We start from the raw sequence: 25919 nt of genomic DNA, 5'->3' as shown, positions 1-25919 counted from the left end.
ACAGAGGTCGCCGCCGATGAATCCTTGCCTGATCGACCCCGCCGCGCTCGACGCCCTCCGCCAGGAGCGGATCGACTGGCGTTTTCGCTCGGCCGCGCCCGCGCTGGGCGGCCTCACCCTGGACGAAGCCGCGGACCGCCGGCTCAACCTGTTCACCGACGGGTTCTTCGCCCCCTTCGTCGTCCTCGACGACGAAGCGCTCGAGCACAACCTGCGGACGATGGCCGAGTGGTGCCTCGCCCGCGGTGTGGTCCTCGCCCCGCACGGCAAGACGACCATGGCACCGCAGCTGTTCGCGCGCCAGATCGAGCACGGCGCGTGGGGTGTGACCTGCGCGAACGCCGGCCACCTCCGGATCTACCGCGCCTTCGGCGTCTCGCGGATCCTGCTGGCCAACCAGTTCCTCGACCCGTCGGGCCTGCGGTGGCTGGCCGCCGAGCTGGCGGCGGACCCGGCGTTCGAGTTCCTCTGCTGGGTCGACTCGGTCCGCGGCGTCGAGCTGATGACCGAAGCCCTGCGAGGAGCCGGACGCCCGGTCGACGTCCTGGTCGAGCTGGGCGCCGAGGGCGGCCGCACCGGCGTCCGCGACACCGCCACCGCGCTGGCGATCGCCGAAGCGGTGGACGCGAGCCCGGTGCTGCGCCTGCGCGGCACCGGCGGCTACGAGGGCGCGCTCTCGCACGACACCGACGAAGCCGCGCTCGCGAAGATCAGCTCCTATGTGGACGGCCTGCGTGAGCTCGCGATCTCGTTCGCGGACAAGGGACTCCTCGACGGGCAGATCATCGTCACCGCCGGTGGCAGCGCGTACTTCGACCAGGTCGCGAACGAACTCACGAAACCGTGGCCGGCGGGTCTCGACGTGCTGCCCGTGCTGCGCAGCGGCGCGTACCTCACCCACGACGACGGCTTCTACCGCGAGATCTCCCCGCTCGGCGACCACCCGCGCATCGACGGCGTCGACTCCTTCCGGCCCGCGCTCCGGGCGTGGGCGCAGGTGACGTCGAAGCCGTCGGACACCCTCGCCCTGCTGACCCTCGGCAAACGCGACGCGTCCTTCGACGAGGGCATGCCCGAGCCGCAGCTGCGCCGGACGCCGGCCGGGCCCGCGGAGCCGCTCGAAGGGCACGTCGTCGCGAAGATGAACGACCAGCACGCCTTCCTCACCCTTCCCCCGGGCTCCCCGGTCGAGGTCGGCGACTGGATCGGCCTCGGCCTGTCCCACCCCTGCACGGTGTTCGACAAGTGGCCGCTGCTGCCGGTGACCGCGGCCGACGGCGAAACCGTCGTCGGCTACGTCCGGACGTGGTTCTGATGGACGTCGTCTTCCGGGGCGCGCTGGTCGCCGACGGCACCGGCGACGCGCTCACCCGGCACGACGTCGGCGTCACCGGCGAGAAGATCGCGAGCGTCGCCGAAGCCGGTTCGCTCGCCGGGCGCCGGACGATCGACGCCGACGGGCTCGTGCTCGCGCCCGGGTTCATCGACATGCATTCGCACTCCGACCTGCAGCTGCTGGTCAACCCGGACCACCCGGCCAAGATCACCCAGGGCGTGACGACCGAGGTACTCGGCCAGGACGGGCTTTCGTACGCACCCGTCGACGACGTCGTGCTCGAAGCACTCCGGCAGCAGCTCGCGGGCTGGAACGACGACCCGCCGGGCTTCGACTGGAACTGGCGCTCGGTCGGCGAGTACCTCGACCGCCTCGACCAGGGCGTCGCCGTCAACGCGGCGTACCTGGTGCCACAGGGCACGGTCCGGATGCTCGCCGTCGGCTGGGACGACCGCCCCGCCACGGACGCCGAGCTGAACCGGATGAAGGAACTCGTCGCCACCGGGCTGGCCGAGGGCGCGATGGGGATGTCGTCCGGCCTCACCTACACGCCCGGGATGTACGCGGAGACGAGCGAGCTGGTCGAGCTGTGCCGGGTGGTCGGCGAGCGGGGCGGGTTCTACAGCCCGCACCACCGCAGCTACGGCAAGGGCGCGCTGGCGGCGTTCGCCGAAATGATCGACGTTTCGCGCCGGTCCGGCTGTCCCCTGCACCTGGCGCACGCGACGATGAACTTCTCGGTCAACAAGGGCAAGGCGCCCGACCTGCTGAAGCTCCTCGACGACGCCCTCGACGACGGCTGCGACATCTCCCTGGACACCTACCCGTACCTGCCGGGCGCGACCTACCTCTCGGCGCTGCTGCCGAGCTGGGCCGCCGAAGGCGGCCTCGACGCCACCCTGACCCGGCTGTCCGATGTGGACGAACGCGAGCGGATCCGCGCGGCGATCGAGGAGTCCGGTTCGGACGGTGCGCACGGCGTCCCGATCGACTGGGACGCCATCGAAATCAACGGCGTCCGCAACGAACGCAACGCCCACCTCGTCGGGCACAGCGTCGCCGCGTCCGCGCGAACGGCCGGAACCACCCCGGCGAACCTGTACTTCGACACGCTGCTCGACGAACGGCTCGGGACGTCGTGCCTGATGCACGTCGGGCACGAGGAGAACGTCCAGGCCATCATGCGGCACTCCACGCACACCGGCGGCAGCGACGGGCTGCTCGTCGGCGCGCGGCCGCACCCGCGAGCGTGGGGCACCTTCCCCCGCTACCTCGCCCGGTACGTCCGCGAACTGGGCGTGCTGGACCTCGCCGAGTGCGTCGCCCACCTGACCGGGCGGGCCGCGCGGCGGCTGCGGCTGGCCGACCGCGGGCTGGTCCGCGCCGGGTACGCCGCCGACCTCGTGCTGTTCGACCCCGAAACGATCACCGACACCGCCACCTTCGACGATCCCCGGCAGGCTGCCGCCGGGATCACCTCCGTCTTCGTCAACGGCGTCGCCGCCCTCGACGACGGCCGTCCCACCGGCGCCCTCGCCGGCCGTTCCCTGCGCAACCCCGGGAGAGCCCGATGATCCACTGGCTGCAACACACCACCGGCGGCCTGCTCACGCTCGCCGCCGTCTCGATCGCCGTCCTGCTGGCGCTGATCATCAAGCTGCGGCTCGAACCCTTCATCGCCCTCATCGTCGTCGGCCTGCTCACCGCGCTGGCCGCGGGCCTGCCCGTCGGGACGATCGTCGGGTCGGCCCAGAAGGCGTCGGACTCCCTGCTGGAAAAGGGGTTCGGCAGCATCCTCGGGCACATCACGGCGATCATCGGCCTCGGCACGATCCTCGGGTCGATCCTGGAACGCTCGGGCGGCGCGAAGGTGCTCACCGGCGCGCTGCTGCGGTCGTTCGGCGAGAAACGGGCACCGCTGGCGATGGGCGTGGCCGGGTTCGTCTTCGGCATCCCGGTGTTCTTCGACATCGGCATCTTCGTGCTCGCCCCGCTCGTCTACGTCGCCGCGAAGCAGGGTGGCAAGTCGCTGGTGCTGTACGCGATGCCGCTGCTGGCCGGCCTGTCGATCACGCACGCCTTCTTGCCGCCGCACCCGGGTCCGGTGGCCGCGGCCGGGCTGCTGCACGTCGAGCTCGGCTGGATCATCCTGATGGGCCTGGCCTGCGGGATCCCCGCGTTCCTCATCGGCGGCGTGCTGTACTCGACGTGGATCGGCAAGCGGATCGTCGTCGACGTGCCGGAGGACATGGTCTTCGCCGAAGAAGAGGGCGAGCAGGAAGAGAACCCGCCGTCGCTGGGCCTGGTCGCCGCGATCATCGCGGTGCCGCTGGTGCTGATCCTGGCCGGCACGTTCGGCAGCATCTGGCTGCCGAAGGGCTCGGCGCTCGCCGGGGTCGCCGCGTTCATCGGGACCCCGGCGGTCGCGCTGACCGTCGCCGTCCTGCTCGCGTCCTGGCTGCTCGGCCTGCGGCGCGGGTTCACCGGCAAGGACCTCAACGAGCTGGCCGCGAAGTCGCTGCGGCCGGTGGCGATGATCCTGCTGGTCGTCGGCGCGGGCGCGTTCTTCGGCGCGGTGCTCTCGGCGACCGGGATCGGCAAGGCCGTGGCCGACTCGCTGCACGACGCCGGGCTGCCCGTGCTGCTCGCGGCGTACGTCATCAGCTGCGGCATGCGCATCGCGCAGGGCTCGGCGACCGTCGCCATCGTGACCACGAGCGGGATCATCGCGCCGAGCGTGGCCCAGCTCGGCTACTCGCAGATCCAGCTGGCCCTGCTCGTGATGGCGATCTCGGCCGGGTCGATCATCGCCTCGCACGTCAACGACGGCGGGTTCTGGATCGTCTCGCGGTACTTCAACCTCACCGTGCCGCAGACCCTCAAGTCCTGGACTGCGCTGGAAACCGTGCTTTCCGTTTCGGGATTCGGGGTTTCGGCATTGCTCATGGCCGTGGTCTAAACCATACTGGGGCCTGTCGCCGCCGAAATCCGTTGGGAGACAATGACGATGACCGGACTTTCCCGTCGCACGTTCCTCGGCGCCGCCGGAGCCGCGGGTGCGGCAACCGTTCTCGGCACGCAGTTCGCCGACGCGGCCACCACGGAGAAGGGCTGCTTCGCCGGAACGACCGTGTACATCGGCAGCTACACCACCGGGGCGACCGGGCACGGCCTCGACGTCGCCACCCGTTCGGGCGCGGCGCTGTCCCTGCTCCGGACGATCCCGGGGATCACCGACACGTCGTGGTTCGACCGCGGCGCCGACGGCAAGACGCTGTACGTCACCAACGAAGGCGACCCGTCCGGTTACGTCTCGGCACTGAACATCGCCGACGTCACGAAACCGAAGCTGCTCAACAAGGTTTCGTCGAAGGGCGGCGCGCCGACGCACCTTTCGGTGCATTCGAGCGGGAAGTACGTGCTGGCCGCGAACTACAGCTCGGGCAGCGTCGTCGTGCTGCCGATCCTGGCCGGCGGCAAGCTCGGACCGGCCACGGACCTCGTCACCCACCACGGTGCCGAGCGGGACGCGCACGCCCACCAGGTCGTCAACGACCCGAGCGGCCGCTGGGTGCTGGCGGTCGACCTGGGTGCGGACTCGGTGTACGTCTACGGCTTCGCCGCCGGGAAGCTTTCGCTGCACCAGCAGCTGAAGCTGCCGTCGGGCGCCGGGCCGCGGCACCTCGCGTTCGACCGCACCGGGAAGTTCGCCTACATCCTGGGCGAACTGCGGGCGGAGGTGACGGTGGCGAGCTGGGACGCGGCGGCCGGGAAGCTGAAAGCGCTCTCCGTCGTCCCGGCCGTGCCCGCCGGGAGCACCGGCGACCGGTTCCCTGGCGAGATCCTCGTGTCGAACGACGGGAAGTTCGTCTACGCGACCGTCCGTGGTCCGAACACCCTGGCCACGTTCACGGCCTCCGGCGCCACGCTGAAGCTGGTGTCGAACGTGCCCACCGGCGGCAACTGGCCGCGGCACGTGGCCCTCGACCCGTCCGAAAGCCGGTTCTACGTCTCGAACCAGCGTTCCGGCACCGTCACCTGGCTGCCGCGTGACCCGGCCACCGGCTTGCCCGGCGCGGTCGCCGGCCAACTGGCCGTCGGCAGCGTCAACTCCGTCTACTTCGCCTGACCTCAGGTCCCCGCTGGAGGCATCCCATGACACTGCGCCGAACCCTGCCCGTTTTCGCTGCGGCGGCGTTGCTGGCCGGCTGCGCGCCCACCCAGTCCGCGCCCGCGGGCGCCGGCGGGGACGACAAGACCGGCACCGTCCGCGTCTGGCTGTTCGACGAAGCCAACCGCGCGCCGAAGGAGGCGGCGGTCAAGGACGCCATCACCGAATTCAAGGCCGCCCACCAGGGCGTCGAGGTCGACGTCCAGTGGGTGCCCGTCGAAGGCCGCGCGGACAAGTTCTCCGGCGCCTTCAACGACCCGGCCAACGCGCCGGACGTCGCCGAGTTCGGCAACACCGACGTCTCGAACTACGCCGCCACCGGCGCGCTGGCCGACCTGACCGGCGACCTCGCGTCGTGGAGCGAGGGCAAGGACCTCATCCCGACCGTGCTGGAGACGGCGAAGTCCGGCGGCAAGACCTACGGCCTGCCCTGGTACACCGGCATCCGCGCGCTGTACTACCGCACCGACGTCTTCACGGAGCTGGGGCTCAAGCCGCCCGCGACGCTCGCCGAGCTGACCGACACCGCCCGCCGGATCCGGGCCGCCAAGCCGGACCTCTACGGCATCGCCGTCGGCGGCAAGTACACCTACGCGATGCTGCCCTTCCTCTGGGCCAACGGCGGTGAGCTGGCGCGGCAGGACGGGGACAAGTGGAAGTCGGCGGTGACCGGTGACCAGGCCAAGGCCGGCGTGACGCAGTACGCGAGCCTGCTCAAGGACGACATCTGCCCGCCCGCGCAGTGCGCGAACCTGACCGGCACACAGAGCGTCACGGCGTTCGCGGGCGGCAAGGCCGGGATGACGATCGGCGGCGACTTCAACCGCAAGGCCGTCGAGCAGGGCGCGGTGAAGGGCAAGTACGCCGTCGTGCCGCTGCCGGGCACCACGGCGGGCAGCATCGCCCCGGCGTTCGCCGGCGGCAACCTGCTGGGCGTGTTCAAAGCGAGCAAGCACCGCGGCCTGGCGCTGGAGTTCACCGAACTGCTCGGCGGCGCGAAGCACCAGGAGAAGATGTACACCGCGATGGGCAACCTGCCGACGCTGAGCGGTGTGCAGCAGAAACTCGCGGCGAACGACCCGTTCCTGAAGCCGTTCGTCGACACGCTCAAGGCGGGCACGAAGTTCGTCCCGGCGACGCCGGCGTGGTCGAAGATCGACAGCCAGAACGTACTGCCGACGGCCGTCCAGCAGATCGCGACCGGCGGGAAGGACCCGGCGGCAGCCCTGGCCGACGCGGCCGCCGCGATGGACAAGGCCTTCGGGTAGTGGTCGCCCAGCAGATCCGGCCCGTCGCCGTGCCACGAAAGACACGGCGGCGGGGAGACGGCCGGGCCGCCGCGCTCTACCTCGCCCCGGCGAGTGTCCTGCTCGCCGCGCTGCTGGCCTACCCGATCTACCAGCTGGTCCTGATCTCGTTCTACGACTACGGCCAGCCGCAGGCCGCGGGCAACGCGCCGCTGGTGTTCCTCGGTTTCGCGAACTACACGGACCTGCTGTCCCAGGCGCAGTTCTGGACCGTGCTCGGCAAGACGATCGGGTTCGCCGCGGCCTGCGTCGCCGGTTCGCTCGCCGTCGGCACCGGGCTCGCCGTCCTGGCGAGCCGGGTGCGCTCGCTCCCCCGGATGCTGCTGTTCCTGGCCGCGCTGGGCGCGTGGTCGACCCCGGCGATCGCGGGTTCCTACGTCTGGCTGTTCCTCTTCGACACCGACTTCGGCCTGGTCAACGAGGTGCTGTCGGGCGTGGGCCTGCCGTTCGCGCACCACTCGTGGACCTTCGGCACGCTCGGCGCGTTCGGGTTGGTCGCGGCCGAGGTGATCTGGTGCTCGTTCCCGTTCGTGCTGGTCACGATGTACGCCGGGATCAAGGGCATCCCGGACGAGGTGCTCGAAGCGGCATCGCTCGACGGCGCGTCGACGTGGCGCACGACGTGGACGATCGTGCTGCCGATGGTGCGGCCGCTGCTCATGATCGCAGGAGTCCAGTCGATCATCTGGGACTTCAAGGTCTTCACCCAGATCTACGTGATGACCAACGGCGGCGGCGTCGCCGGGCGCAACCTCGTGCTCAACGTCTACGCCTACCAGCAGGCCTTCGCCGGGCAGGAGTACGGCCTCGGCTCGGCGATCGGAGTCGTCATGACACTGTTGCTGCTGTCGGTCACCGGGCTGTACGTCCGGACCCAGCGCCGGAGCGCGGCATGGCTGTGAACCGTCCTGGCCGGCTGGTCGCCGAGGTCGTCACGGTCGTGGTCGCCGGGATCGTCGCCTTCCCGCTGTACTGGATGCTGCTGTCGGCGGTGAAGCCGGCGGGCGAGATCCAGTCGGCGGACCCGAAGCCGTGGACGTTCCACCCGTCGTTCGACAGCTTCTCGCGTGTCCTCACGGTCTCGGGCTTCGGGCGGTTCTTCGTCAACAGCCTGGCGGTGGCGCTGGTCGTCGTCGTGTTGTCGCTGCTGCTGTCGTTCCTCTCCGCGGTGGCTTTGACGCGGTTTTCCTTCAAGGGCCGGACTGTGCTGCTGGTGATGACGCTGGTCGCCCAGATGGTGCCGGTGGAGGCGCTGACCATCCCGCTGTTCTTCCTGATGCGGTCCCTCGGCGGCGTGGTACCGGCGCTGGGCCTCAACGAGCTGGGTTCGCTGGTGCTGGTGCACCTGGCGTTCAGCCTGCCGTTCGCGATCTGGATGCTGCGCGGGTTCGTCGCCGCCGTGCCGGTGGAACTCGAAGAGGCAGCGAAGCTCGACGGCGCGTCACGGATGCGGTTCACCTGGCAGATCCTGTTCCCCTTGGTGGCACCCGGGTTGGTCGCGGTGAGCGTGCTCGCGTTCATCCACGCCTGGAACGACTTCCTCTTCGCGAAGACGTTCATCATCTCCAAGACCGAGAACCAGACGCTGCCGCAGGCGATCCTGGTGTTCTTCAAGCCGGAGGACACGGACTGGGGTGCGGTGATGGCCGCTTCGACGCTCATGACGATCCCGGTGCTGGTGTTCTTCGTCCTGGTCCAACGACGGCTGGTGTCGGGCATGGCCGGCGCCGTGAAGGGCTGACATGACTTTCGACACGCTCCTCCCCCGGCCGGTTTCGGTGACGCCCGCGGCAGGCACGTGCCCGTGGCCGTCCACTGTGGACGTACGGTCCGCTTCCCTGCCGCCGGAGGGCTACCGGCTCTCGATCTCCCCGTCCGGCGTGGTTTTGGAGGTGGCCGATTCCGCCGGGGAGGTCCACGGGCGGGAGACGTTGCGGCAGCTGGCGGGGCCGTCCGCGTTCCGGGTAGCCGGGTTCGCACCGGCGTCGCTGCCGTGCGGGGTCGTCGAGGACCACCCGCGGCTCGGCTGGCGCGGATGCCTCCTCGACGTCGCCCGGCACTTCCGGACGAAGGCGGAAGTCCTCCGGTTCGTCGACCTGCTGGCCGCGCACAAGCTGAACGTGCTCAACCTGCACCTCACCGACGACCAGGGCTGGCGCTTCGAGGTCCCTTCTTATCCCGAGCTGACCTCGGTGGGTGGGTGGCGGCCGTCGTCGATGGTGGGCAGCGGGGGCGAGCAGGACGGCCGTCCGCACGGCGGCTTCTACACGGGCGACGACCTGCGGGAGATCGTCGCCTACGCGGCCGCGCGGGCCATCACGGTGGTGCCGGAGATCGACGTCCCCGGCCACGCGCGGGCGGCCCTGGCCGCTTACCCTTCGCTGGGGACTTCGCCATCCTACGAAGTCTGGACTTCCTGGGGCATCAGCACTTCGCTGCTTTCGCCGGTCGCGTCCACTTTGGACTTCTTCCGGACGGTGTTCGACCACGTGCTGGAGATCTTCCCGTCCCCGGTGATCGCGCTGGGCGGCGACGAGACGCCGGGCGCGACCGGCGAGCACCGCGCGTTCGTCCGGCAGCTGGCCGAGTACCTGGTGGCGCGCGGCCGGACGCCGATGGGCTGGGACGAGGTCCTCGACATCGACGGCCTCCCCCCGATGGTGATCGCCGCGTGGCGCAACGAGGACGCGGGTCTCCGCGCGGCTTCGGTGGGGCACGACGTGGTGATGTGCCCGGAGCAGCACGTGTACCTGGACCACCGGCAGTCCACGCACCCCGACGAGCCGATCCCGGTCGGAGAGGTGCACACGCTGGAGGACGTCTACGCCTACGAGCCGGCGTTGAGCGGCCCGCGGCTGCGGGGTGTGCAGGCGCAGGTGTGGACCGAGCACCTGGACAGCGTCCGGCGGGTGGACTACATGGCCTTCCCGCGGCTGTCGGCGTTCGCCGAGGTGGCGTGGAGTACCGGGCCGCGGGACTACGCGGAGTTCCTGCCGCGCCTGCGTGACCACCACCTGCCACGGCTCGACGCGCTCGGCGTGGAGTACCGGCCGCTGGACGGGCCGCACCCCTGGCAGACGCGGCCGGGTGTGCCGGGCCGGCCGCGCTGATCACGGCAGCAGCGTCACCGTGACCGACTTCGTCGGACCCACGTTCCCGGCCGCGTCGATGGACCGGTACTCGATCCGGTGCTTGCCGTAGCCCGGTTTCCGCTCCGAGAACGGCGACACCGTCAGCCCGTCCGGGCCGAGGTTGCCGTACGCCAGCCCGTCGATCTCCGTGCCACGCGGGGTGAACAGGTACGGCGCGTCCGGGTCCGTCGGCCAGCCGTAGAACTTGTGCCAGCCGTCGCCGTCGACGCGGAACTCCGGCATTCCGTCCGAAGACTTCAGGCGCAGGGTGAAGGAGCCGTGATAGACGTTGCCTGGTGGCAGCTCCGCCGTGGTCTCCGGGGCCGTTGCGTCCACCGTCCAGCTCAAGGTCGTGCCGCCGGTCGTCGCGGTGAGCGTGTGCGAGCCGCGGGACGCGTCCAGGGCGAAGTCGGAGCCGGTTCCGGCGAACCGCCCGTCGAGCATCCAAAGAACCTCGGGGATCGAGCCGGTCGGCTCGCCGGGTTCGACGTAGACCACGTCGTGGGCGCCGACGGGCTGCGAGGTCGGCGTCGACGCCACCACCGCCGGACCGCCCGCGGGCGGCGTGACCATCGCCGTGTCGACCGTCCAGGTGCGGGTCGCGGATGGCCGGACCGCCGGGTCGCGGACGAACGGCGTCGGGTCGGTCACCGTCGCCGTCAGGGTGTGGTGACCGGGCCGCAAGTGCACGCGGCGCAGATCGACCGCGTCGCGGCCGGGCAGCCGGGTGCCGTCGAGCGTCCACGTAACGTCCAGGCGGTGGCTCATCGGGTGCAGCGTCCGCAGCCACACGACGCGGTCCGCGCCGATCGTCCCGGCCGGGGTACCGCCGCTGATCAGCGGGACCTTCGCCGCGATCCGCTGCGTCATCCGTTCGCGGCCGACCTGGTCGAACGCATAGCCGAGCGTCTTCATCATCGAGTGCTTGCTCGGCCGCCACACTCCCGTCTGGGTGTACAGCCCGCCTTCGAAACGGCCGATCGTGCCACCGGACTCGCTGGGCTCGCCCAGCCAGCGCCACCACTTCGCGTGCTGGGCACGCAGCTGCGGCTCGGTCAGCAGGGTGTGGTGGATCGAGTCCGGCTCGCCGCCTTCGTACGCGCCGCCCGGAACTCCGCGCGCGTAGTAGTCGTACTCGTCGTCGAGGCCACCGAGTGAGTGGCCCAGTTCGTGCGGCGAGATCAGCGCGGACAGGGCGTTCCCGCCGGACGCCGTCGCGTACGTGCCGCCCGCGCCGCCGTAGGTGGAGCTGTTGCCCAGCGCCAGGATCTGCCGGTTCGCCGGGGTCGTGCCGGGCACGAGATCGGCGTACCGCTGGGCGGCCGCGTCGTCGACGGTCAGCAGCCGTTGCACGCTCTGCGCGTTGCAGCCGCCCCAGAAACCCATGTCCAGCGGGGTGTTCCGCTTCGGCGCGGCCAGGCCGGGGTCACAGTCCACACCGGACTCCGGCGAGGCGATCGACACCGCGTAGACGTTGAAGTAGCTGCGGTAGGACTTGAACGGCTCGAGCGACCACAGGGTGCTGACGTGCCGCTCGACGTCGGCGAAGAACTTCGGCTGCTCGGCGGCGGTGTAGCCGTCCCCGAGGACGACGAGGTTGAACCGCTGCGCGACCGGCCCGGTGACCTGGACTTCGGTGACGGTGGCCACGGGCTCCGCGGCGTGCGCCGGTGCGACGACCCCGAGCGACAACAGCAAGGCGACGACTCCGGCCCACTTCCGCATGGCGGCACTCCCCTGGTCGGCGTTCCTTCCGGTCTACCGCACCGGCCGAAGCACCGGAACCCGCCGGAAGTCGGGGGAAGCCGGCGGTGGCTCAGGCCCGCGTCAGCCGGTACCAGACCTCGGGCCGCCCGACCTGGCCGTAGTGCGGCTCGCGGTGGGCCATTCCGTTGTCCGCCAAGTACTCCAGGTACCGCCGGGCCGTCACGCGGGACGCGCCGATCGCGCTCGCCGCCGCGCCCGCGGAGAGTCCTTCCGTCGCGCCGGAAAGCGCGTCCGTGATCGCTTCCAGCGTCTGGATGCTCATCCCCTTCGGCAGGGGCGGCTGCTCGGTCGTGCGCAGCGCGCCGAGGGCCCGGTCGATCTCCGCCTGGCCGGTGACCTCGCCGGACGCGTCGCGGAACTCGGCGTAGCGCTCGAGCTTCTCCCGCAACGTGGCGAAGGTGAACGGCTTGAGCAGGTACTGCACCACGCCGACCGAGACCGCGGCCTTGACCAGGCCGAGGTCACGCGCCGACGTCACGGCGATGACGTCGATCGGCAGCCCGGCCGCGCGCAGCGAACGGCACACCGCCAGCCCGTGCGTGTCGGGCAGGTAGAAGTCGAGCAGCACCAGGTCGACCGGCTCGCGTTCGCAGAACCGCAGGGCCTCGCCGCCCGAATGGACGACGCCCGCCACCGAGAAACCCGGGAGCCGTTCGACGTAGACGCGGTGCGCCTCGGCGGCCACCGGCTCGTCCTCCACCACCAGCACCCGGATCACCCGTCCGCCTCCTGCCGCGGCAGCCGGACGGTGAACACCGCGCCGCCGTCCCGTCCGACGTCGACCGTACCGCCGTAGCGGCGCACCGCCTGGCCGACGAGCGCGAGCCCGAGGCCGTGGCCGTCACCGGCCTTCGTCGACCAGCCGCGGCGGAAGACGTCGGCGTCCTCGGGGACACCGGGTCCGCTGTCGGTGACGCGCAACAGCAGCCCGCCCTCGTCGGAGCGGGCGGTGACGACGACCTTGGGGTGACCGGTGCCGCGCACGGCCGCGTCGAGGCCGTTGTCGATCAGGTTGCCGAGAATGGTCACCAGGTCGCGGGCGGCGATGCCGAGGGTCGCGTCGTCGATCACCGTGTCCGGCGTGACCGTCAGCTCGACGCCGCGTTCGCTCGCCTCGGCGGCCTTGCCCAGCAGCAGCGCGGCGAGCACCGGCTCGGCGACCGCGCCGACGACGCGGTCGGTCAGTTCCTGGGCCAGCGCGAGCTCGGCGGTCGCGAACTCGACGGCCTGCTCGGGTTTGCCGATCTCGACCAGCGAAACGACCGTGTGCAGCCGGTTCGCCGCCTCGTGCGCCTGCGATCGCAGCGCCTCGGCGAGGCCGCGGGCGGTGGTCAGCTCCCCGGTCAGCGTCTGCAGTTCGGTGTGGTCGCGCAGGACTACGACGGTGCCCTGCGAGCGGCCACCCGAGCGGACCGCGCTCGTGCTGACCAGCAGCACGCGCGAGTCCGTCAGGTGCAGCTCCTCGGCCCGGTTCTCGGCGGAGGTGAACGCCTCGGCCAGCCCGTCGGGCAGGCCCAACGTCGCCAAGTCGCGGCCGACCGGATCGCCGTCGAGCCCGAGGAGCGTCCGCGCGCCGTCGTTGCAGAGCCCGATCCGCCCGTCGCGGCCGACGAGCAGCACGCCTTCGCGGACCGAGTGCAGGACGGCCTCGTGGTACTCGAAGAGGTTGCTCAGCTCGTCCGGCGCGACACCCCGGGTCTGGCGCCGCAGCCGGGCGCTGATCAGCCAGCCACCGAGTGCGCCGACCACGAGCACCGCGCCGGCCACGCCGAACAACGGCCACAGCCGTTGGCGCAGCTCGGCCGAGATCGCCTCGACGGTGATGCCGACCGCGACCAGCGCGATCACCCGGTGCCCGGCGTCGAACACCGGCACGACCGTGCGCACCGACGGGCCGAGCGAGCCGGTGTAGGTCTCGGTGATCTCGCCGCCGCGCTGCGCCTTGTCGATGGTTCCGATGTAGTGCTGGCCGATCAGCGCCGGGGTCGGGTGCGTGTAGCGGATCCCGGCCGGGCTCATGATCGTGATGAAGGTGACGTGGGTGTCGAGCTGCACGCGGTCCGCGAACGGCTGCAGCGTCGCGCTCGGATTCGGCGAGGTCACCGCGGCGACGACGCTCGGCGCGTCGGCCACCGTCGCGGCGACCGCATGGACCTGGTCGACGGCGTTCTCGCGCACCGCCCGCTGCGCGTCGAGGTAGGCGAACGTGATCCCGGCGCCGGCCAGCACGCAGAGCATCGCGAGCTGCAGCACGAGCAGCTGACGCGCCAGGCTCCAGTGGGACCGCAACGTCGGGGGCACCTCCTCATACCAGCACACGCGCACGCCGGTGTCCGAACGGGACGGTCGATCATCACACGAACTCAATGAACACAAGTGAGCCGGATCACCGAACTGCGCCTACAGTGTGCCGCAACCTGGACATCCCCGAGCTGGAGGCAACGGTGCCTACACCGACCCCCGACGCGCCGCCGCGCCGCGACAAGACCCGCTACCTCTACCTGGCCGTGATCGTCGCGGTCGCCCTGGGCATCGCGGTCGGCTTTCTCTTCCCCGGCTTCGCCAAGGGCCTGAAGCCGCTGGGCGACGGCTTCGTCAACCTGATCAAGATGATGATCTCGCCGATCATCTTCTGCACCATCGTGATCGGCGTCGGCTCGGTCGCGAAGGCGGCGAAGGTCGGCAAGATCGGCCTGATGGCGCTCGTCTACTTCATCGCGATGTCGACGTTCGCGCTGGCGATCGGCCTGATCGTGGGCAACCTGCTGCACCCGGGCACCGGGCTGCACCTCAACCCGGGCGACGTGAAGAAGGCGCACGACTCGGCCACCGGCTCCGCGGGTCCGGTGGAGTTCGCGCTGGGCATCATCCCGAAGACGTTCGTCTCGGCGTTCACCGAAGGCCAGGTGCTGCAGACGCTGCTGGTCGCGCTGCTCGTCGGCTTCGCGCTGCAGAAGCTCGGCCCGAAGGGCGCGCCGATCCTGCGCGGCATCGAGCACATCCAGCGGCTGGTGTTCCGGATCCTGGCGATGATCATGTGGGCCGCCCCGGTCGGCGCGTTCGGCGCCATCGCCGCGGTGGTCGGCGCGACCGGGCTCAACGCGTTGAAGAGCCTCGCGGTGATCATGATCGGGTTCTACCTGACCTGCCTGGTGTTCGTCTTCGGCATCCTCGGCCTCGTGCTCTGGGCCGGCGCGCGGGTGAACATCCTGAAGCTGCTCAACTACCTGCGCCGCGAATTCCTGCTGATCCTGTCGACGTCGTCGTCGGAGTCGGCGCTGCCGCGGCTGATCGCGAAGATGGAGCACCTCGGCGTCGGCAAGTCGGTCGTCGGCATCACCGTGCCCACCGGGTACTCGTTCAACCTCGACGGCACCGCGATCTACCTGACCATGGCGACGCTGTTCATCGCCTCGGCCCAGGACCAGCCGCTGTCGATCGGCTCGCAGATCGTCCTGCTGCTGTTCATGATCATCGCGTCGAAGGGCGCCGCCGGCGTCAGCGGCTCCGGCATCGCGGTGCTCGCCAGCGGCCTGCAGTCGCACCGGCCCGAGCTGGTCAACGGCGTCGGCTTCATCCTCGGCATCGACCGGTTCATGTCGGAGGCCCGCGCGCTGACGAACTTCGCCGGCAACGCCGTCGCGACCGTCCTCATCGGAAACTGGACGAAGGAGTTCGACCGCGACCAGGCGGAGCGCGTCTTCGCCGGCGAGGAACCGTTCGACGAAGCGACCATGCTCGACGAGCACGAGCCGGTGAAATCCGAGCCGGAGGGCGAAAAGGTCCCGGCTTGACCCTCTGACGTTCGTGCTCACTGCCCCCGCTGAGCACGAACCACCGCGGGCCGCGGTGCGAGTCTCCCCGACCTCGCACCGCGGCCCGTTCCACGTTTTGGGCAAGCAGAGTTTGGACAAGCAGAGTTCAGCTTGCCTGGGCGTCGTAGACGACGCGTGCGACGGCGATGTCGTCGCGATGCCGTTCCGCCCAGCCGAGCAGGCCGTTCAGCGACTGGTACAGCTCCTTGGCCATCGGGGTCGCTTCGTATTCCACTCGCGGGGGGACCGTGGGGTAGATCGTGCGCTTCAGCAGGCCGTCACGCTCGAGGTTGCGCAGGGTCAGCGTCAGCATCCGGCGGCTGATGCCGGCGACCGAGCGCTCCAGCTCGGTGAACCGCACCGGGCCCCGCGTGGCCTCCAGGAGGATGCCGATCGCCCACTTGCCGCTGATCCGGTTGATGACCTCCAGCACCGTGCAGACGTCGAGTTTTTCCGGATCCACCTCGACTGCCTGGACAGGTACATCGATGTTCCCCTGGGACATGAAAGTGCCTCCTTCCCGGCGCAGCCATGGTCACACATGATGGGCACTGTTACAAGAAGTGCCCTGGCAACGACCAGGTGAATCTCGACTGGAGGGGCCTGACATGGCCGAGAACCACCCCACCCGCTCCCGCGGCCTCGCGCTGGCGGTGCTGTGCGCCGCTTCGCTGATGGTCGTGCTGGACAGCAGCATCGTCGCGGTGGCGCTGCCCGCCATCCAGGCCGGCCTCGGGTTCACGCCCGCGGGGCTTTCCTGGGTCTTCACCGCCTACCTGGTCGCGTTCGGCGGCCTGCTCCTGATCTCCGGCCGCCTGGGCGACCTGGCCGGCCGCCGCCGCGTCTTCCTCGGCGGGCTGGGCCTGTTCACCCTGGCCTCCCTGTTCGCGGGTCTGGCCTCGGACGCGGGTGTCCTGGTCGCGGCGCGGTTCGTCCAGGGCGTCGGCGGCGCGCTCGCGTCGGCGGTGGTGCTGGGCATGATCGTCACGATGTTCCCCGAGCCGCGAGCCCGGGCGAAGGCGATCGGCGTCTACAGCTTCACGCAGGCGGCGGGCGCGTCGATCGGGCTCATCGCGGGCGGCGCGCTCACCCAGGCGCTGAACTGGCACTGGACGTTCTACGTCAATCTGCCGATCGGCGTGGTCGCGCTGCTGCTGGCGGTCCGGGTGGTCGACGCGGACCGCGGCACCGGCCTGCGGGCGGGCCTGGACGTCCTGGGCGCGCTGCTGGTCACCGCGGCCGTGATGCTGGGCGTGTACGCGATTTCGTCCGCTGTATGGGGTGTGCTGGTCGCGGCGGTCGTCCTGCTGGCCGCGTTCGTGGTGCGGCAGGCGAAGGCGCGGACGCCGTTGCTGCCGCTGCGGCTGTTCCGGATCCGCGCGGTGGCGGGCGCGAACCTGGTGATGGTGCTGATGGTCGCCGGGCTGCTCGGCTTCCAGTTCGTCACGGCGTTGTACCTGCAGCAGGTGCTGGGCCTCGACGCGCTGCGCACGGGTGTCGCGTTCCTGCCGGTGCCGCTGGTGATCGCGGTGGCGTCGCTCGGTTTGGCGGGCAAGGTCACCGCGCGGTTCGGGCCGCGGGCGGTGCTGCTGACGGGTCTGGGGCTGGTGATCGCCGGCCTGCTGCTGCTCACCCGGGTGTCGGACTCCTACTTCACCGGCATCCTGCCGCCGCTGCTGCTGATGGGCCTCGGCGCCGGCGTGGCGATCCCGGCCCTGATGGGGCTGGCGATGGCGGACGTCCCGGCCGCGGACGCCGGTGTCGCGTCCGGCCTGATCAACACGACCCAGCAGGTCGGCGCGGCCGTCGGCACGGCGGTGCTGGCGGCGGTGGCCGCGTCCCGCACGGCGAGCCTCGGTCCGGTGGACCACCGCGAGGCACTGGCGGCCGGGTTCCGGCTGGCGTACGGCGTCAGCGCGGGCTTCCTGATCGCGGCGGTCACGCTGGGCGCCGTGGTCCTGGCCCGCCGCCCCCGCAAGATCTCCGCCACTGCTCCCGAGCCGGAGGTCTGTGTCGCCGGTCAGGCGTGACGGAGGGGCCGACACGCGTGATTGAAGGGACGACACTCGTGATTGAAGGGACGACACGGCCAGCCCGGCGTGTCGTCCCTTCAATCACGAGTGTCGGCTTCCTGATCACGTGAGGTAGGCCGAAAGCCCACGGTGGCCCCGCCGCATCATCAGCGCGTGGTTCGCGCGGAACAGCGGCCGGGCCACCGTGTCGAGGCGCTGCAGCAACTTCTTCCGGACCTGGACGTCCTGCGTGATCTCCAGCAGCGTGCCCGCGCCCGCCGCGCGGACCGCTCCCGCCAGGGTCCCGTCGAGGTCACCGCTGAGCCTGACCCGCATCAGGCCCGTGCGCTCGTCCTGGTGGTCCCGGTGCATCCGGACGACGAGCCGGAACGGCAGCCGGGACCGGCAGACCAGTTCGGCGGTGTCGTCGTCCACCCGGCGCACCGCGCGGACGTCCGACCACCACCTCGGGTAGCCGGCGAGGTCGGTGACCACGCCGAACACCCGCTCGGGCACGGTTCCGGGAAGCAGCCACGTGCTGCGGAACCGGTAGCTCGCGCCCGTCACGCCGGTCACACCTGGGCCGAGACCAGCTTCCGGCCGTCCACCGTGACGATGTCGACCGACTTCACGTCGTCGGGCGCGACCAGCGCGGACCCGTCGAGCTGGAAGCCCTGGTTCTCCCACTTCTCGGACACCTGCCAGCTGCCGGCCGTGACGGCCTGACCGCCCTTGGTCGTGACCTGGAGCAGGCACTTCTCCCCGGCTTGAACGCCCTTCACGGCCACGTTCACCCGGACCCAGCCCTGGAACGGGCTGACCGAGGCAGCCAGCTGCACGCCGGTCGTCGGATCCCGCCCTTCGACGTTCTTCGTGCCGGGCACGTCCGACGCAGGCGCCGCGACGCCCCCGCCGCCGTCCGGGGCCGTCTGGCGGCCCACGAGAACTCCGCCACCGAGCGCCGCCACGACCAGCACCGCCGCCGCGACCAGGGCCAGGCCCCGGCGTGGCGCACGGGCCGGTGCCACGTGCTCTTCCTCGTCGCGCACCCGGCGCAGGGTCTTCTGCAGCAGCAGATCCCCGCCTTCGGGCGGCCCGTCGAGGAACGCCTCGGGCGGTACCTCGTCGAGCGATTCGCGCAGGGCCACCAGCTCGTTCAGGTCGAACCGGCACTGCGCGCAGGTCTGCAGGTGCCGCCGCTCGAAGTCGGCCGCCTCCCCGGGATCGAGCGCGCCGAGGGCGTACGCGCCGAGCTGCGTGTGACTCTCGTCGACCGAGTTCATCGCGCCACCTCCGTTCCGCTCGAAATCATCGCTGCTCTGAGTGCTCGTAGTGCGTAGTAAGACCTTGATTTCACGGTACCCGGTGCGACGCCCAGTGTTCTCGCCGCTTCGGCCACCGTCCGTCCCCGGTAGTAGATCTCCACCAGGACCTCTCGGTGTTCGTTCGAAAGGCCGTCCATCGCGCCGAGCACCGTCATCGAGTCGACCACGCCCTGGGCGTGATCTCGCTCGACAGCCGGCGTCGGCACGCCTTCGGCCGGTTCGGCCACCTCCTGTGGCCTCGCCGCCCGGGCACGTGCCCGGTCGGTGACCAGGTTGCGCGCGACGGTCAGCAACCAGCCGCGCACCGAGCCTTTCCCGTCGTTCTGCAAGTCGTCCGCGTGTTTCCACGCTCGGACGAGCGTCTCCTGGACCACGTCCTCGGCTGCCGCCCGATCACCGGTCAGCCTCGTCGCGTAGGCCAGCAGGCTTCGCCCGTGTTCGGCGTACAGCTGCCGAATCAGATCTTCGCCCTTGGCCTTCTTAGGCCGCCTGCCTCCTATGGCCACCCTCGTCCTCCCGACGGTGTTCTGAGTCGTCGAGGACAGTAGTGCAACCCTCAGGTCCACCTGCGGTGCGTGCGTCGAGCGCAGCGCGACCATGGTGTTCATCGGCTGCCCGTCCTTCCTCGTTTGCCCGGAAAACCGTCGGTGATCAGTACCCGGAGCCGCCGGCCGCGGGGCCGCCCTGCTTACCCGCGGTGATCTTGCTGCCGTCGGGCGCCACGGCGAACCAGGTGCCGTTGGCGCCCTGGCCGTTCATGTCGCCGGCCGCCTGGTCGCCGGAGAACTCGTACAGCGGCCAGCCGTTGAGCGTGATCTGCTTGGTGCCGTCCTTGCGCGTCACCGTGCCGACCTGGGTGTCCTGGATGCCCTTGAGCATCGGCGTCGCCACCCCGGCGACCATCGGCGGCCACTTCGTCGCACACTCTCCGTCGCAGTTGGAGGCCGGCGGCTGGGAGAGGTCCTTGTCGAACCGGTAGAGCGTCTTGCCGTCGGCGTCGGTGACCACCGCGCCGACGCCGTTGACCGTGCCGACCTGGAGCATCTTGTGCCCCGGCTGGCCGTGTTGCGGCCCCTGGGCGCCGTCGGCCATGTCACTGCAGGCCGACAACGTGGCGACGGCGACCAGCGCGACGGCGCTGGCGACGACCGGCCCAATACGGTTCATGACGTTCTCTCCTCGGTGAGGGCGGCACCGCCGTCCGGCGGACCTCGACACCTCAGAACACGGCTGCCCGCGCGAAACGGTTCAGCCCGGTTTCGCGCGGTTCGGTGCCGCTTCGCCATCGGATTGGTGTGTCCCGGTGATCGGCACGATCTTGTCGCCGTGCGGGCGCGTTCCTAAGCTGATCACGTTCGCCCCGCCGCCTCCGCCCGTCCGGGAGGCCGTCGTGTCCGCGAAACCCCTCGTGCTCGTCGCGCTGCTGGTCGCGGGCTGTGCCACGGCACCCCAGCCGTCCTTCACCGCAACCCTTACATCGCCCACGGACGTGGTGCTCAGCTGGCCGGACGACTGGCCGGACAAGGAGGCCGGCCACCGCGTCGACTACGCCAACGACCCGGCCGGCCCCTGGACGACGCTGCGGTTCCTGCCCCCGCACACGACGAGCTACCACCACCCGGACCTGATCCCGGAGACGCCGTTCTACTACCGGGTGCAGCCGTACACCGGTCCGGTCTCGACGGAGCTGCGCGCGGTGGCCTCCGGCGACACCGTGACGTTCACGTGGGCCGACCGCTCGCCGGACGAAGCCGGGTTCCTCCTGGAGATCCGCCGCCCGGGCGCGCCGGACTTCGACCCGGTGGAGGTGACCGATCCGAACGTGACGACCTGCGCGCTCCCACTGCTCCCCGGCGAGGAGAAATCGGCCTTCCGGCTCCGGACGCTGTACTACGGCCCGCTCTCCCCGGTGGTCCACCAGACCACCGGCCCGGCTTCAAAGCCGTGAAGGCCACCTTGAGGAACTTGAAGTTCCTCAAGGTGGCCTTCACGGACTTGCTACTCGGCCGTGAGGACGTGGCGCAGGAACTCGCCCGTGTAGCTGTCCTCCATGGCCGCCACGTGCTCGGGCGTGCCCTCGGCGACGATCGTGCCGCCGCCCGAGCCGCCTTCGGGGCCCATGTCGATGATCCAGTCGGAGGTCTTGATCACGTCGAGGTTGTGCTCGATCACGATCACCGAGTTGCCCTTGTCGACCAGCCCGTTGATCACGCCGATCAGCTTGTTGATGTCCTCGAAGTGCAGGCCGGTGGTCGGCTCGTCGAGGATGTACACCGTCTTGCCGGTCGAGCGCTTCTGCAGTTCGCTGGCCAGCTTGACGCGCTGCGCCTCACCGCCGGACAGCGTCGGCGCCGGCTGGCCGAGCCGGACGTAGCCGAGGCCGACGTCCACCAGCGTCTGCAGGTGGCGGTGGATGGCCTTGATCGGCTCGAAGAACCCGGCCGCTTCTTCGATGGGCATGTCGAGCACGTCCGAGACGGTCTTGCCCTTGTAGTGCACCTCGAGGGTCTCCCGGTTGTACCGGGCGCCCTTGCAGACCTCGCACGGGACGTAGACGTCCGGCAGGAAGTTCATCTCGATCTTGATCGTGCCGTCGCCGGCGCACGCCTCGCAGCGGCCGCCCTTGACGTTGAACGAGAACCGGCCCTGCTGGTAGCCGCGGACCTTCGCCTCGGTCGTCGCCGCGAACAGCTTGCGCACGTGATCCCAGACACCCGTGTAGGTGGCCGGGTTGGACCGCGGGGTCCGCCCGATCGGCGACTGGTCGACGCGCACCAGCTTGTCGACGTTGTTCAGGCCGTTCACGCGGGTGTGGCGGCCCGGCACCTGGCGGGCGCCGTTGAGCTTGTTCGCCAGCACCGTCGCGAGGATGTCGTTCACCAGCGTCGACTTGCCCGAACCGGAGACGCCGGTCACCGAGACCAGGCAGCCCAGCGGGAACGAGACGTCCAGGCCGCGCAGGTTGTGCTCCCGCGCGCCGACGACGGTCAGCTGCCGCTTCTTGTCGATCGGCCGCCGGATCGCCGGCACCTCGATCTTCCGGCGGCCGGACAGGTACTGCCCGGTCAGCGACTCCTTGCTCTTCAGCAGCTTCTTGTACGGTCCACTGTGGACGATGTGACCGCCGTGCTCGCCCGCGCCCGGGCCGATGTCGACCACCCAGTCGCTGGAGCGGATGGTGTCCTCGTCGTGCTCGACGACGATCAGTGTGTTGCCCAGGTTCCGCAGCCGGGTCAGCGTCTCGATCAGCCGGTGGTTGTCGCGCTGGTGCAGGCCGATCGACGGCTCGTCGAGCACGTACAGCACGCCCACCAGGCCCGACCCGATCTGGGTCGCCAGCCGGATCCGCTGCGCCTCCCCGCCGGACAGCGTGGCCGACGCGCGGTCGAGCGAGAGGTACGTCAGGCCGACGTCGAGCAGGAAGCGCAGCCGGGCCTGGATCTCCTTGAGGACGGCGCCGGCGATCATCGTCTCGCGCTGCCCCAGCTCCAGCTCGTCGAGGAACTGCGACGCCTCCGCGATGGACAGCGCGCAGACCTCGGCGATCGACATGTCGCCGCGGGTCTGGTGCGCCAGCGTCACCGCGAGGATCTCCGGCTTGAGCCGGGTGCCCTGGCAGGCCGGGCACGGCACCTCGCGCATGTAGCCCTCGTACCGCTCGCGCATGTACTCGGACTCGGTCTGCTCCTGGCGCCGCTCGAGGAACGGGATGACGCCCTCGAACGCCGCGTAGTACGACCGCTGGCGGCCGTAGCGGTTCTTGTAGCGGACGTGCACCTGCTCGTCGACACCGTGCAGCACGGCCTTCTGAGCGCGCGCCGGCAGCCGCCGCCACGGCGTGTCCATCCGGAAGCCGATGGTCTCCGACAGCGACTCGAGCAGCCGGATGAAGTAGTCCGCGCTCTGCCCGCCCGACCACGGCGCGATCGCGCCTTCGGCCAGCGACAGCTCGTCGTCCGGCACCACCAGCTCCGGGTCGACCTCCTTGCGGATGCCGATGCCGGTGCACACGGGGCAGGCGCCGTAGGGCGAGTTGAAGGAGAACGAGCGGGGCTCGAGGTCCTCGATCGCGAGGGGGTGGCCGTTGGGGCAGGCCAGGTTCTCGGAAAAGCCGCGGATCCGGTGCGGGTCGTTGTCCGGCAGGTCGACGAACTCGAGCTCGATCAGCCCGTCGGCCAGCCGCAGCGCCGTCTCGACCGAGTCGGTGAGCCGCTGCCGCGAGCTCGACTTGACGCTCAGCCGGTCGATGACCACGGCGATCTGGTGCTTTTCCTGCTTCTTCAGCTTCGGCGGGTCGGTGAGCGCGTGGACCGTTCCGTCGACGACCACGCGCGCGTAGCCCTGCTGCTGCAGGTTCTCGAACAGGTCGATGTACTCGCCCTTGCGCCCGCGCACCACCGGCGCGAGCACCTGGAAGCGGACGCCTTCGTCCATCTCCAGCACCTGGTCGACGATCTGCTGCGGGGTCTGCTTGCTGATCGCCTCGCCGCACGTGGGGCAGTGCGCCTTGCCGGCGCGGGCGTAGAGCAGGCGCAGGTAGTCGTAGACCTCCGTGATCGTGCCCACGGTCGAACGCGGGTTGCGCGAGGTCGACTTCTGGTCGATCGACACCGCGGGCGAGAGGCCCTCGATGAAGTCGACGTCCGGCTTGTCCATCTGCCCCAGGAACTGGCGGGCGTACGCCGACAGCGACTCGACGTAGCGCCGCTGCCCTTCGGCGAAGATGGTGTCGAAGGCGAGGCTCGACTTCCCGGACCCGGACAGACCGGTGAACACGATCAGGCTGTCGCGGGGCAGGTCGAGATCCACGCCGCGGAGGTTGTGCTCGCGGGCACCGCGAACAACGAGGCGATCAGCCACGCCAGGGTCCTCTCAGGTCATTCTCAAGTCATTCCGCTGCGGTCGCCGACCCGGTCTGTGCTGTCTCAAGCCGGCTGCACGGGTGGCCGCGTCCATGCTACGAGCCACCACCGACAGAAACTGATTCCGCGTCTCTGACCTGCGGTTTTTCCGGCTTCCGTCGGGTGGTGAGCCACCGGTGGGCCGGGCGTTCGACCCCCGCGGTGACCGCCCAGCCGGCCAGCACCGCGGCGCCGATGACCACGGGGAGCCGCAGCCAGCCGGGGAGGCCGAGGTCGAGCAGCGCGCGGGCCAGGATGTAACCCAGTTCCTGGTGCACCAGATAAAGACCATACGAGATGCCCGCGAGCCAGGTGACGGCCGGGGCGATCCTGGCCGGCCCGGGGAACCGCCAGTCCGGGCCGCGGGCGGCCAGGCAGACCAGCAGGAGCAGCACGGCGAACCCGATCGTCGACGGCCAGCGCGCGGCGTCCTGCGGCAGTGCCCGGTGCAGCGGGAACACCTGCAGGTCCTGGGCGGCGACCCCGGCGACGACGAAGAGCGCGGCGTGCCAGTGCGCGAGCCGCCGCCGCGACCACAGCCAGACGGCGGCGCCGATGGCGAAGACGTGCAGCCGGTGCAGGCCCAGGCCGTAGTAGAACGTCTCGACGACCGGGCTCGCCGTCCCCGGCGCGAAGACGAGGAACCGGAGCACGAGCGGAACCAGGATCAGCGCCCACAGCAGGGCGACGGTCAGCCGGTGGGTGCGCCACGACCGCGGCCACAGCAGGGCCGCGCCGGTGAACGCCATCAGCTGCACCGGCAGCGTCCAGTAGGAGCCGTCGAGGTAGTAGAACGCGTCCGAGCGGATGCCCCACTCCTGCACCATGCCGAGGTTGGTGACCAGGTCCAGCCCGCTCGGGATGTACCACGGCGAGGGGTTCGCCGGCGGGCCAGCCGGCACGCCGAAGAGGAAGCCGGTGACGCCGGGCGGGTAGGGCAGGCCGCTGAAGGAGATGGCCGCCCACCGCGTCACGACGTAGGTCACGAGGACGGCGACGAGGTAGGCGGGCACGAGCCGCGCGACGCGGTTCCACAGCCACCGGCGCGGGTGCCCCTTGCGGAGGCTCGCGCACACGAAGAACGCGGAGATGACGAGCAGGATCGCCGCGCCGAACTGCGCTGTCACCCTTACGGGGTACCCCGTGAGTTCCGGGTGCAGCAGGGCGCCCTGGTGCGTGACGTGCCCGAGAATCACCGCGAAGACGGCGACGACGCGGAGGAGGTCCCAGCTGATCCGGCGCGGCGTCGGCGAGGTGGGCACGGTCGTCCTGGGGTCGGCTGGCGGGGTCGCCCGGAAGCCTACGTGGCGAGCCGGCCGGGCGCCTGTGCGGGTGGAACCGCTTGGGACGAAACGACTACCGTGTGCACGGTGAACATCGTGGAGACCTACACCGGGCACGTCGACCCGGGCGGCGACGCCACCCGGCGGACGCTGGAAGCGCTGACCATCACCAAGCTGTCCGTCGGCCCGATGGACAACAACACGTACCTGCTGGTGTGCCGGGAGTCGAACGAGGCCCTGCTCGTCGACGCGGCGAACGACCCGGACCGCATCTCCGACCTGATCGGCCACGGCCCGGACCGGCCTTCGTTGAAGACGGTCGTCACGACGCACCAGCACCAGGACCACTGGCAGGCACTGGGCGCGGTGGCCGGCGCGAACGGCGCGAACACCGCGGCCCACCCGCTGGACGCTTCACCGCTGCCGGTGCCGCCGGACTTCCTGGTGGAGCAAGGGGGCACGCTTTCGGTGGGCCGGGTCACCCTTTCCGTCATTCACCTGCGGGGGCACACGCCGGGATCGATCGCGCTGCTGTACCGCGATCCGGCCGGGATCCCGCACCTGTTCACCGGGGATTCGCTGTTCCCGGGCGGGGTGGGGAAGACCGCTTCGCCGGAGAACTTCACGTCGTTGCTCGACGACGTCGAATCGCGGATCTTCGCCGAGCTGCCGGACGAGACGTGGTTCTACCCGGGCCACGGCGACGATTCGACGCTGGGCGCCCAACGGCCGAACCTGAAGGAGTGGCGCGAGCGCGGCTGGTGAGCTGACGACGTACCCGAACGGGGCCGCCGAGACCCGCGGGCCCGGGTCGAGGCGGGCGCGCGAACCCCGTCCGGAGCAGCCGGGTAACGCTTGAGGTGTCAAAGCC

General features: G+C 70.5%; 22 protein-coding genes. 12 read left to right on the top strand and 10 right to left on the bottom strand.

Features of this window, described 5'->3' with window-relative positions; genetic code table 11:
- Positions 1-16 precede the first annotated feature (16 nt).
- The 8 genes from A3CE_RS0138545 to A3CE_RS0138510 are packed head-to-tail and all read left to right on the top strand — an operon-like array spanning position 17 to position 9924.
- Positions 17-1315 carry an amino acid deaminase gene (locus A3CE_RS0138545; RefSeq protein WP_020645448.1) on the top strand — a complete coding sequence of 433 codons (1299 nt, stop codon included), beginning with the start codon at positions 17-19 and terminating at the stop codon, positions 1313-1315.
- A complete protein-coding gene (locus tag A3CE_RS0138540; protein ID WP_020645447.1) occupies positions 1315-2910 on the top strand; it encodes an N-acyl-D-amino-acid deacylase family protein in 1596 nt (531 codons plus the stop codon). The genes A3CE_RS0138545 and A3CE_RS0138540 overlap by 1 nt, the downstream gene beginning before the upstream one ends.
- Positions 2907-4295: a GntP family permease gene (locus tag A3CE_RS0138535; RefSeq protein ID WP_020645446.1), complete on the top strand. Its 1389-nt coding sequence runs from the start codon at positions 2907-2909 to the stop codon at positions 4293-4295. Before A3CE_RS0138540 ends, A3CE_RS0138535 begins: the two co-directional genes overlap by 4 nt.
- A gap of 42 nt (positions 4296-4337) precedes the next feature.
- Positions 4338-5465 carry a lactonase family protein gene (locus A3CE_RS0138530; protein ID WP_020645445.1) on the top strand — a complete coding sequence of 376 codons (1128 nt, stop codon included), beginning with the start codon at positions 4338-4340 and terminating at the stop codon, positions 5463-5465.
- Between the two features lie 26 nt (positions 5466-5491).
- Positions 5492-6775, top strand: coding sequence for an extracellular solute-binding protein (locus A3CE_RS0138525; RefSeq protein WP_020645444.1), 1284 nt, complete (start codon positions 5492-5494; stop codon positions 6773-6775).
- On the top strand, positions 6775-7716 hold the full coding sequence (locus A3CE_RS0138520) for a carbohydrate ABC transporter permease (protein WP_020645443.1): 942 nt from the start codon (positions 6775-6777) through the stop codon (positions 7714-7716). Before A3CE_RS0138525 ends, A3CE_RS0138520 begins: the two co-directional genes overlap by 1 nt.
- Positions 7707-8555, top strand: a complete 849-nt coding sequence (locus A3CE_RS0138515; protein ID WP_026469276.1) for a carbohydrate ABC transporter permease — start codon at positions 7707-7709, stop codon at positions 8553-8555. The genes A3CE_RS0138520 and A3CE_RS0138515 overlap by 10 nt, the downstream gene beginning before the upstream one ends.
- A 1-nt stretch (position 8556) precedes the next feature.
- Positions 8557-9924, top strand: coding sequence for a beta-N-acetylhexosaminidase (locus tag A3CE_RS0138510; RefSeq protein ID WP_026469275.1), 1368 nt, complete (start codon positions 8557-8559; stop codon positions 9922-9924).
- Here the strand turns inward: A3CE_RS0138510 and A3CE_RS0138505 are convergent, their stop codons facing one another.
- From A3CE_RS0138505 to A3CE_RS0138495, 3 genes are all read right to left on the bottom strand, one after another.
- Positions 9925-11670, bottom strand: a complete 1746-nt coding sequence (locus A3CE_RS0138505) for a M64 family metallopeptidase (protein ID WP_020645440.1) — start codon at positions 11668-11670, stop codon at positions 9925-9927.
- Between the two features lie 91 nt (positions 11671-11761).
- Positions 11762-12430: a response regulator gene (locus A3CE_RS0138500; protein ID WP_020645439.1), complete on the bottom strand. Its 669-nt coding sequence runs from the start codon at positions 12428-12430 to the stop codon at positions 11762-11764.
- Entirely contained in the window at positions 12427-14001 is a 1575-nt protein-coding gene (locus tag A3CE_RS0138495; protein WP_026469274.1) for an ATP-binding protein, read from the bottom strand. The genes A3CE_RS0138500 and A3CE_RS0138495 overlap by 4 nt, the downstream gene beginning before the upstream one ends.
- A gap of 155 nt (positions 14002-14156) precedes the next feature.
- Between A3CE_RS0138495 and A3CE_RS0138490 the strand changes: the two genes are divergently transcribed.
- Positions 14157-15506 carry a cation:dicarboxylate symporter family transporter gene (locus A3CE_RS0138490; protein WP_026469273.1) on the top strand — a complete coding sequence of 450 codons (1350 nt, stop codon included), beginning with the start codon at positions 14157-14159 and terminating at the stop codon, positions 15504-15506.
- Positions 15507-15633: 127 nt separating this feature from the next.
- Here the strand turns inward: A3CE_RS0138490 and A3CE_RS0138485 are convergent, their stop codons facing one another.
- Positions 15634-16032: a winged helix-turn-helix transcriptional regulator gene (locus A3CE_RS0138485; protein WP_026469272.1), complete on the bottom strand. Its 399-nt coding sequence runs from the start codon at positions 16030-16032 to the stop codon at positions 15634-15636.
- A gap of 103 nt (positions 16033-16135) precedes the next feature.
- On the opposite strand from A3CE_RS0138485, the gene A3CE_RS0138480 reads away from it, so the two are divergent.
- Complete coding sequence (locus A3CE_RS0138480) at positions 16136-17557, top strand: DHA2 family efflux MFS transporter permease subunit (protein ID WP_020645435.1); 1422 nt, start codon at positions 16136-16138, stop codon at positions 17555-17557.
- 105 nt (positions 17558-17662) lie between these two features.
- Here the strand turns inward: A3CE_RS0138480 and A3CE_RS0138475 are convergent, their stop codons facing one another.
- The 4 genes from A3CE_RS0138475 to A3CE_RS0138460 all read right to left on the bottom strand — a co-directional run bounded on the left by A3CE_RS0138475 (position 17663) and on the right by A3CE_RS0138460 (position 20031).
- A complete protein-coding gene (locus A3CE_RS0138475; RefSeq protein WP_026469271.1) occupies positions 17663-18106 on the bottom strand; it encodes an SRPBCC family protein in 444 nt (147 codons plus the stop codon).
- A 5-nt stretch (positions 18107-18111) separates the two neighbouring features.
- Positions 18112-18822, bottom strand: coding sequence for an anti-sigma factor family protein (locus tag A3CE_RS0138470; protein WP_020645433.1), 711 nt, complete (start codon positions 18820-18822; stop codon positions 18112-18114).
- The gene (locus tag A3CE_RS0138465; RefSeq protein WP_026469270.1) at positions 18819-19370 is read right to left on the bottom strand and encodes a sigma-70 family RNA polymerase sigma factor; all 552 of its coding nucleotides are present in this window, start codon (positions 19368-19370) and stop codon (positions 18819-18821) included. Before A3CE_RS0138465 ends, A3CE_RS0138470 begins: the two co-directional genes overlap by 4 nt.
- A 145-nt stretch (positions 19371-19515) precedes the next feature.
- On the bottom strand, positions 19516-20031 hold the full coding sequence (locus tag A3CE_RS0138460; protein ID WP_020645431.1) for a hypothetical protein: 516 nt from the start codon (positions 20029-20031) through the stop codon (positions 19516-19518).
- Between the two features lie 223 nt (positions 20032-20254).
- Here A3CE_RS0138460 and A3CE_RS0138455 point away from each other — a divergent pair, with 223 nt between their 5' ends.
- Complete coding sequence (locus A3CE_RS0138455) at positions 20255-20812, top strand: fibronectin type III domain-containing protein (protein WP_026469269.1); 558 nt, start codon at positions 20255-20257, stop codon at positions 20810-20812.
- A 50-nt stretch (positions 20813-20862) separates the two neighbouring features.
- On the opposite strand, the gene uvrA is transcribed toward A3CE_RS0138455, so the two are convergent.
- Positions 20863-23724 (bottom strand): excinuclease ABC subunit UvrA, encoded by a 2862-nt coding sequence (gene uvrA, locus A3CE_RS0138450; RefSeq protein ID WP_026469268.1) that lies wholly within the window; start codon positions 23722-23724, stop codon positions 20863-20865.
- Between the two features lie 97 nt (positions 23725-23821).
- A complete protein-coding gene (locus A3CE_RS0138445; protein ID WP_020645428.1) occupies positions 23822-25027 on the bottom strand; it encodes an acyltransferase family protein in 1206 nt (401 codons plus the stop codon).
- A gap of 108 nt (positions 25028-25135) precedes the next feature.
- On the opposite strand from A3CE_RS0138445, the gene A3CE_RS0138440 reads away from it, so the two are divergent.
- A complete protein-coding gene (locus A3CE_RS0138440; protein ID WP_026469267.1) occupies positions 25136-25813 on the top strand; it encodes an MBL fold metallo-hydrolase in 678 nt (225 codons plus the stop codon).
- Positions 25814-25919: the final 106 nt, after the last annotated feature.

Origin of the sequence: Amycolatopsis balhimycina FH 1894, assembly GCF_000384295.1 — a bacterium.
GTDB lineage: Bacteria > Actinomycetota > Actinomycetes > Mycobacteriales > Pseudonocardiaceae > Amycolatopsis > Amycolatopsis balhimycina.
Note: the sequence above shows the minus strand (reverse complement) of the source record. Positions and strands in the feature narration are given on the sequence as shown.

Excerpts from the sequence above, each read along its gene's own strand:
- A3CE_RS0138510 (WP_026469275.1), top strand. The coding sequence starts at position 8,557 with ATGACTTTCGACACGCTCCTCCCCCGGCCGGTTTCGGTGACGCCCGCG.
- A3CE_RS0138470 (WP_020645433.1), bottom strand. The coding sequence starts at position 18,822 with ATGAACTCGGTCGACGAGAGTCACACGCAGCTCGGCGCGTACGCCCTC.
- A3CE_RS0138530 (WP_020645445.1), top strand. The coding sequence starts at position 4,338 with ATGACGATGACCGGACTTTCCCGTCGCACGTTCCTCGGCGCCGCCGGA.
- A3CE_RS0138525 (WP_020645444.1), top strand. The coding sequence starts at position 5,492 with ATGACACTGCGCCGAACCCTGCCCGTTTTCGCTGCGGCGGCGTTGCTG.
- A3CE_RS0138505 (WP_020645440.1), bottom strand. The coding sequence starts at position 11,670 with ATGCGGAAGTGGGCCGGAGTCGTCGCCTTGCTGTTGTCGCTCGGGGTC.
- A3CE_RS0138535 (WP_020645446.1), top strand. The coding sequence starts at position 2,907 with ATGATCCACTGGCTGCAACACACCACCGGCGGCCTGCTCACGCTCGCC.
- A3CE_RS0138545 (WP_020645448.1), top strand. The coding sequence starts at position 17 with ATGAATCCTTGCCTGATCGACCCCGCCGCGCTCGACGCCCTCCGCCAG.
- A3CE_RS0138515 (WP_026469276.1), top strand. The coding sequence starts at position 7,707 with ATGGCTGTGAACCGTCCTGGCCGGCTGGTCGCCGAGGTCGTCACGGTC.
- A3CE_RS0138540 (WP_020645447.1), top strand. The coding sequence starts at position 1,315 with ATGGACGTCGTCTTCCGGGGCGCGCTGGTCGCCGACGGCACCGGCGAC.
- A3CE_RS0138485 (WP_026469272.1), bottom strand. The coding sequence starts at position 16,032 with ATGTCCCAGGGGAACATCGATGTACCTGTCCAGGCAGTCGAGGTGGAT.
- A3CE_RS0138460 (WP_020645431.1), bottom strand. The coding sequence starts at position 20,031 with ATGAACCGTATTGGGCCGGTCGTCGCCAGCGCCGTCGCGCTGGTCGCC.
- A3CE_RS0138480 (WP_020645435.1), top strand. The coding sequence starts at position 16,136 with ATGGCCGAGAACCACCCCACCCGCTCCCGCGGCCTCGCGCTGGCGGTG.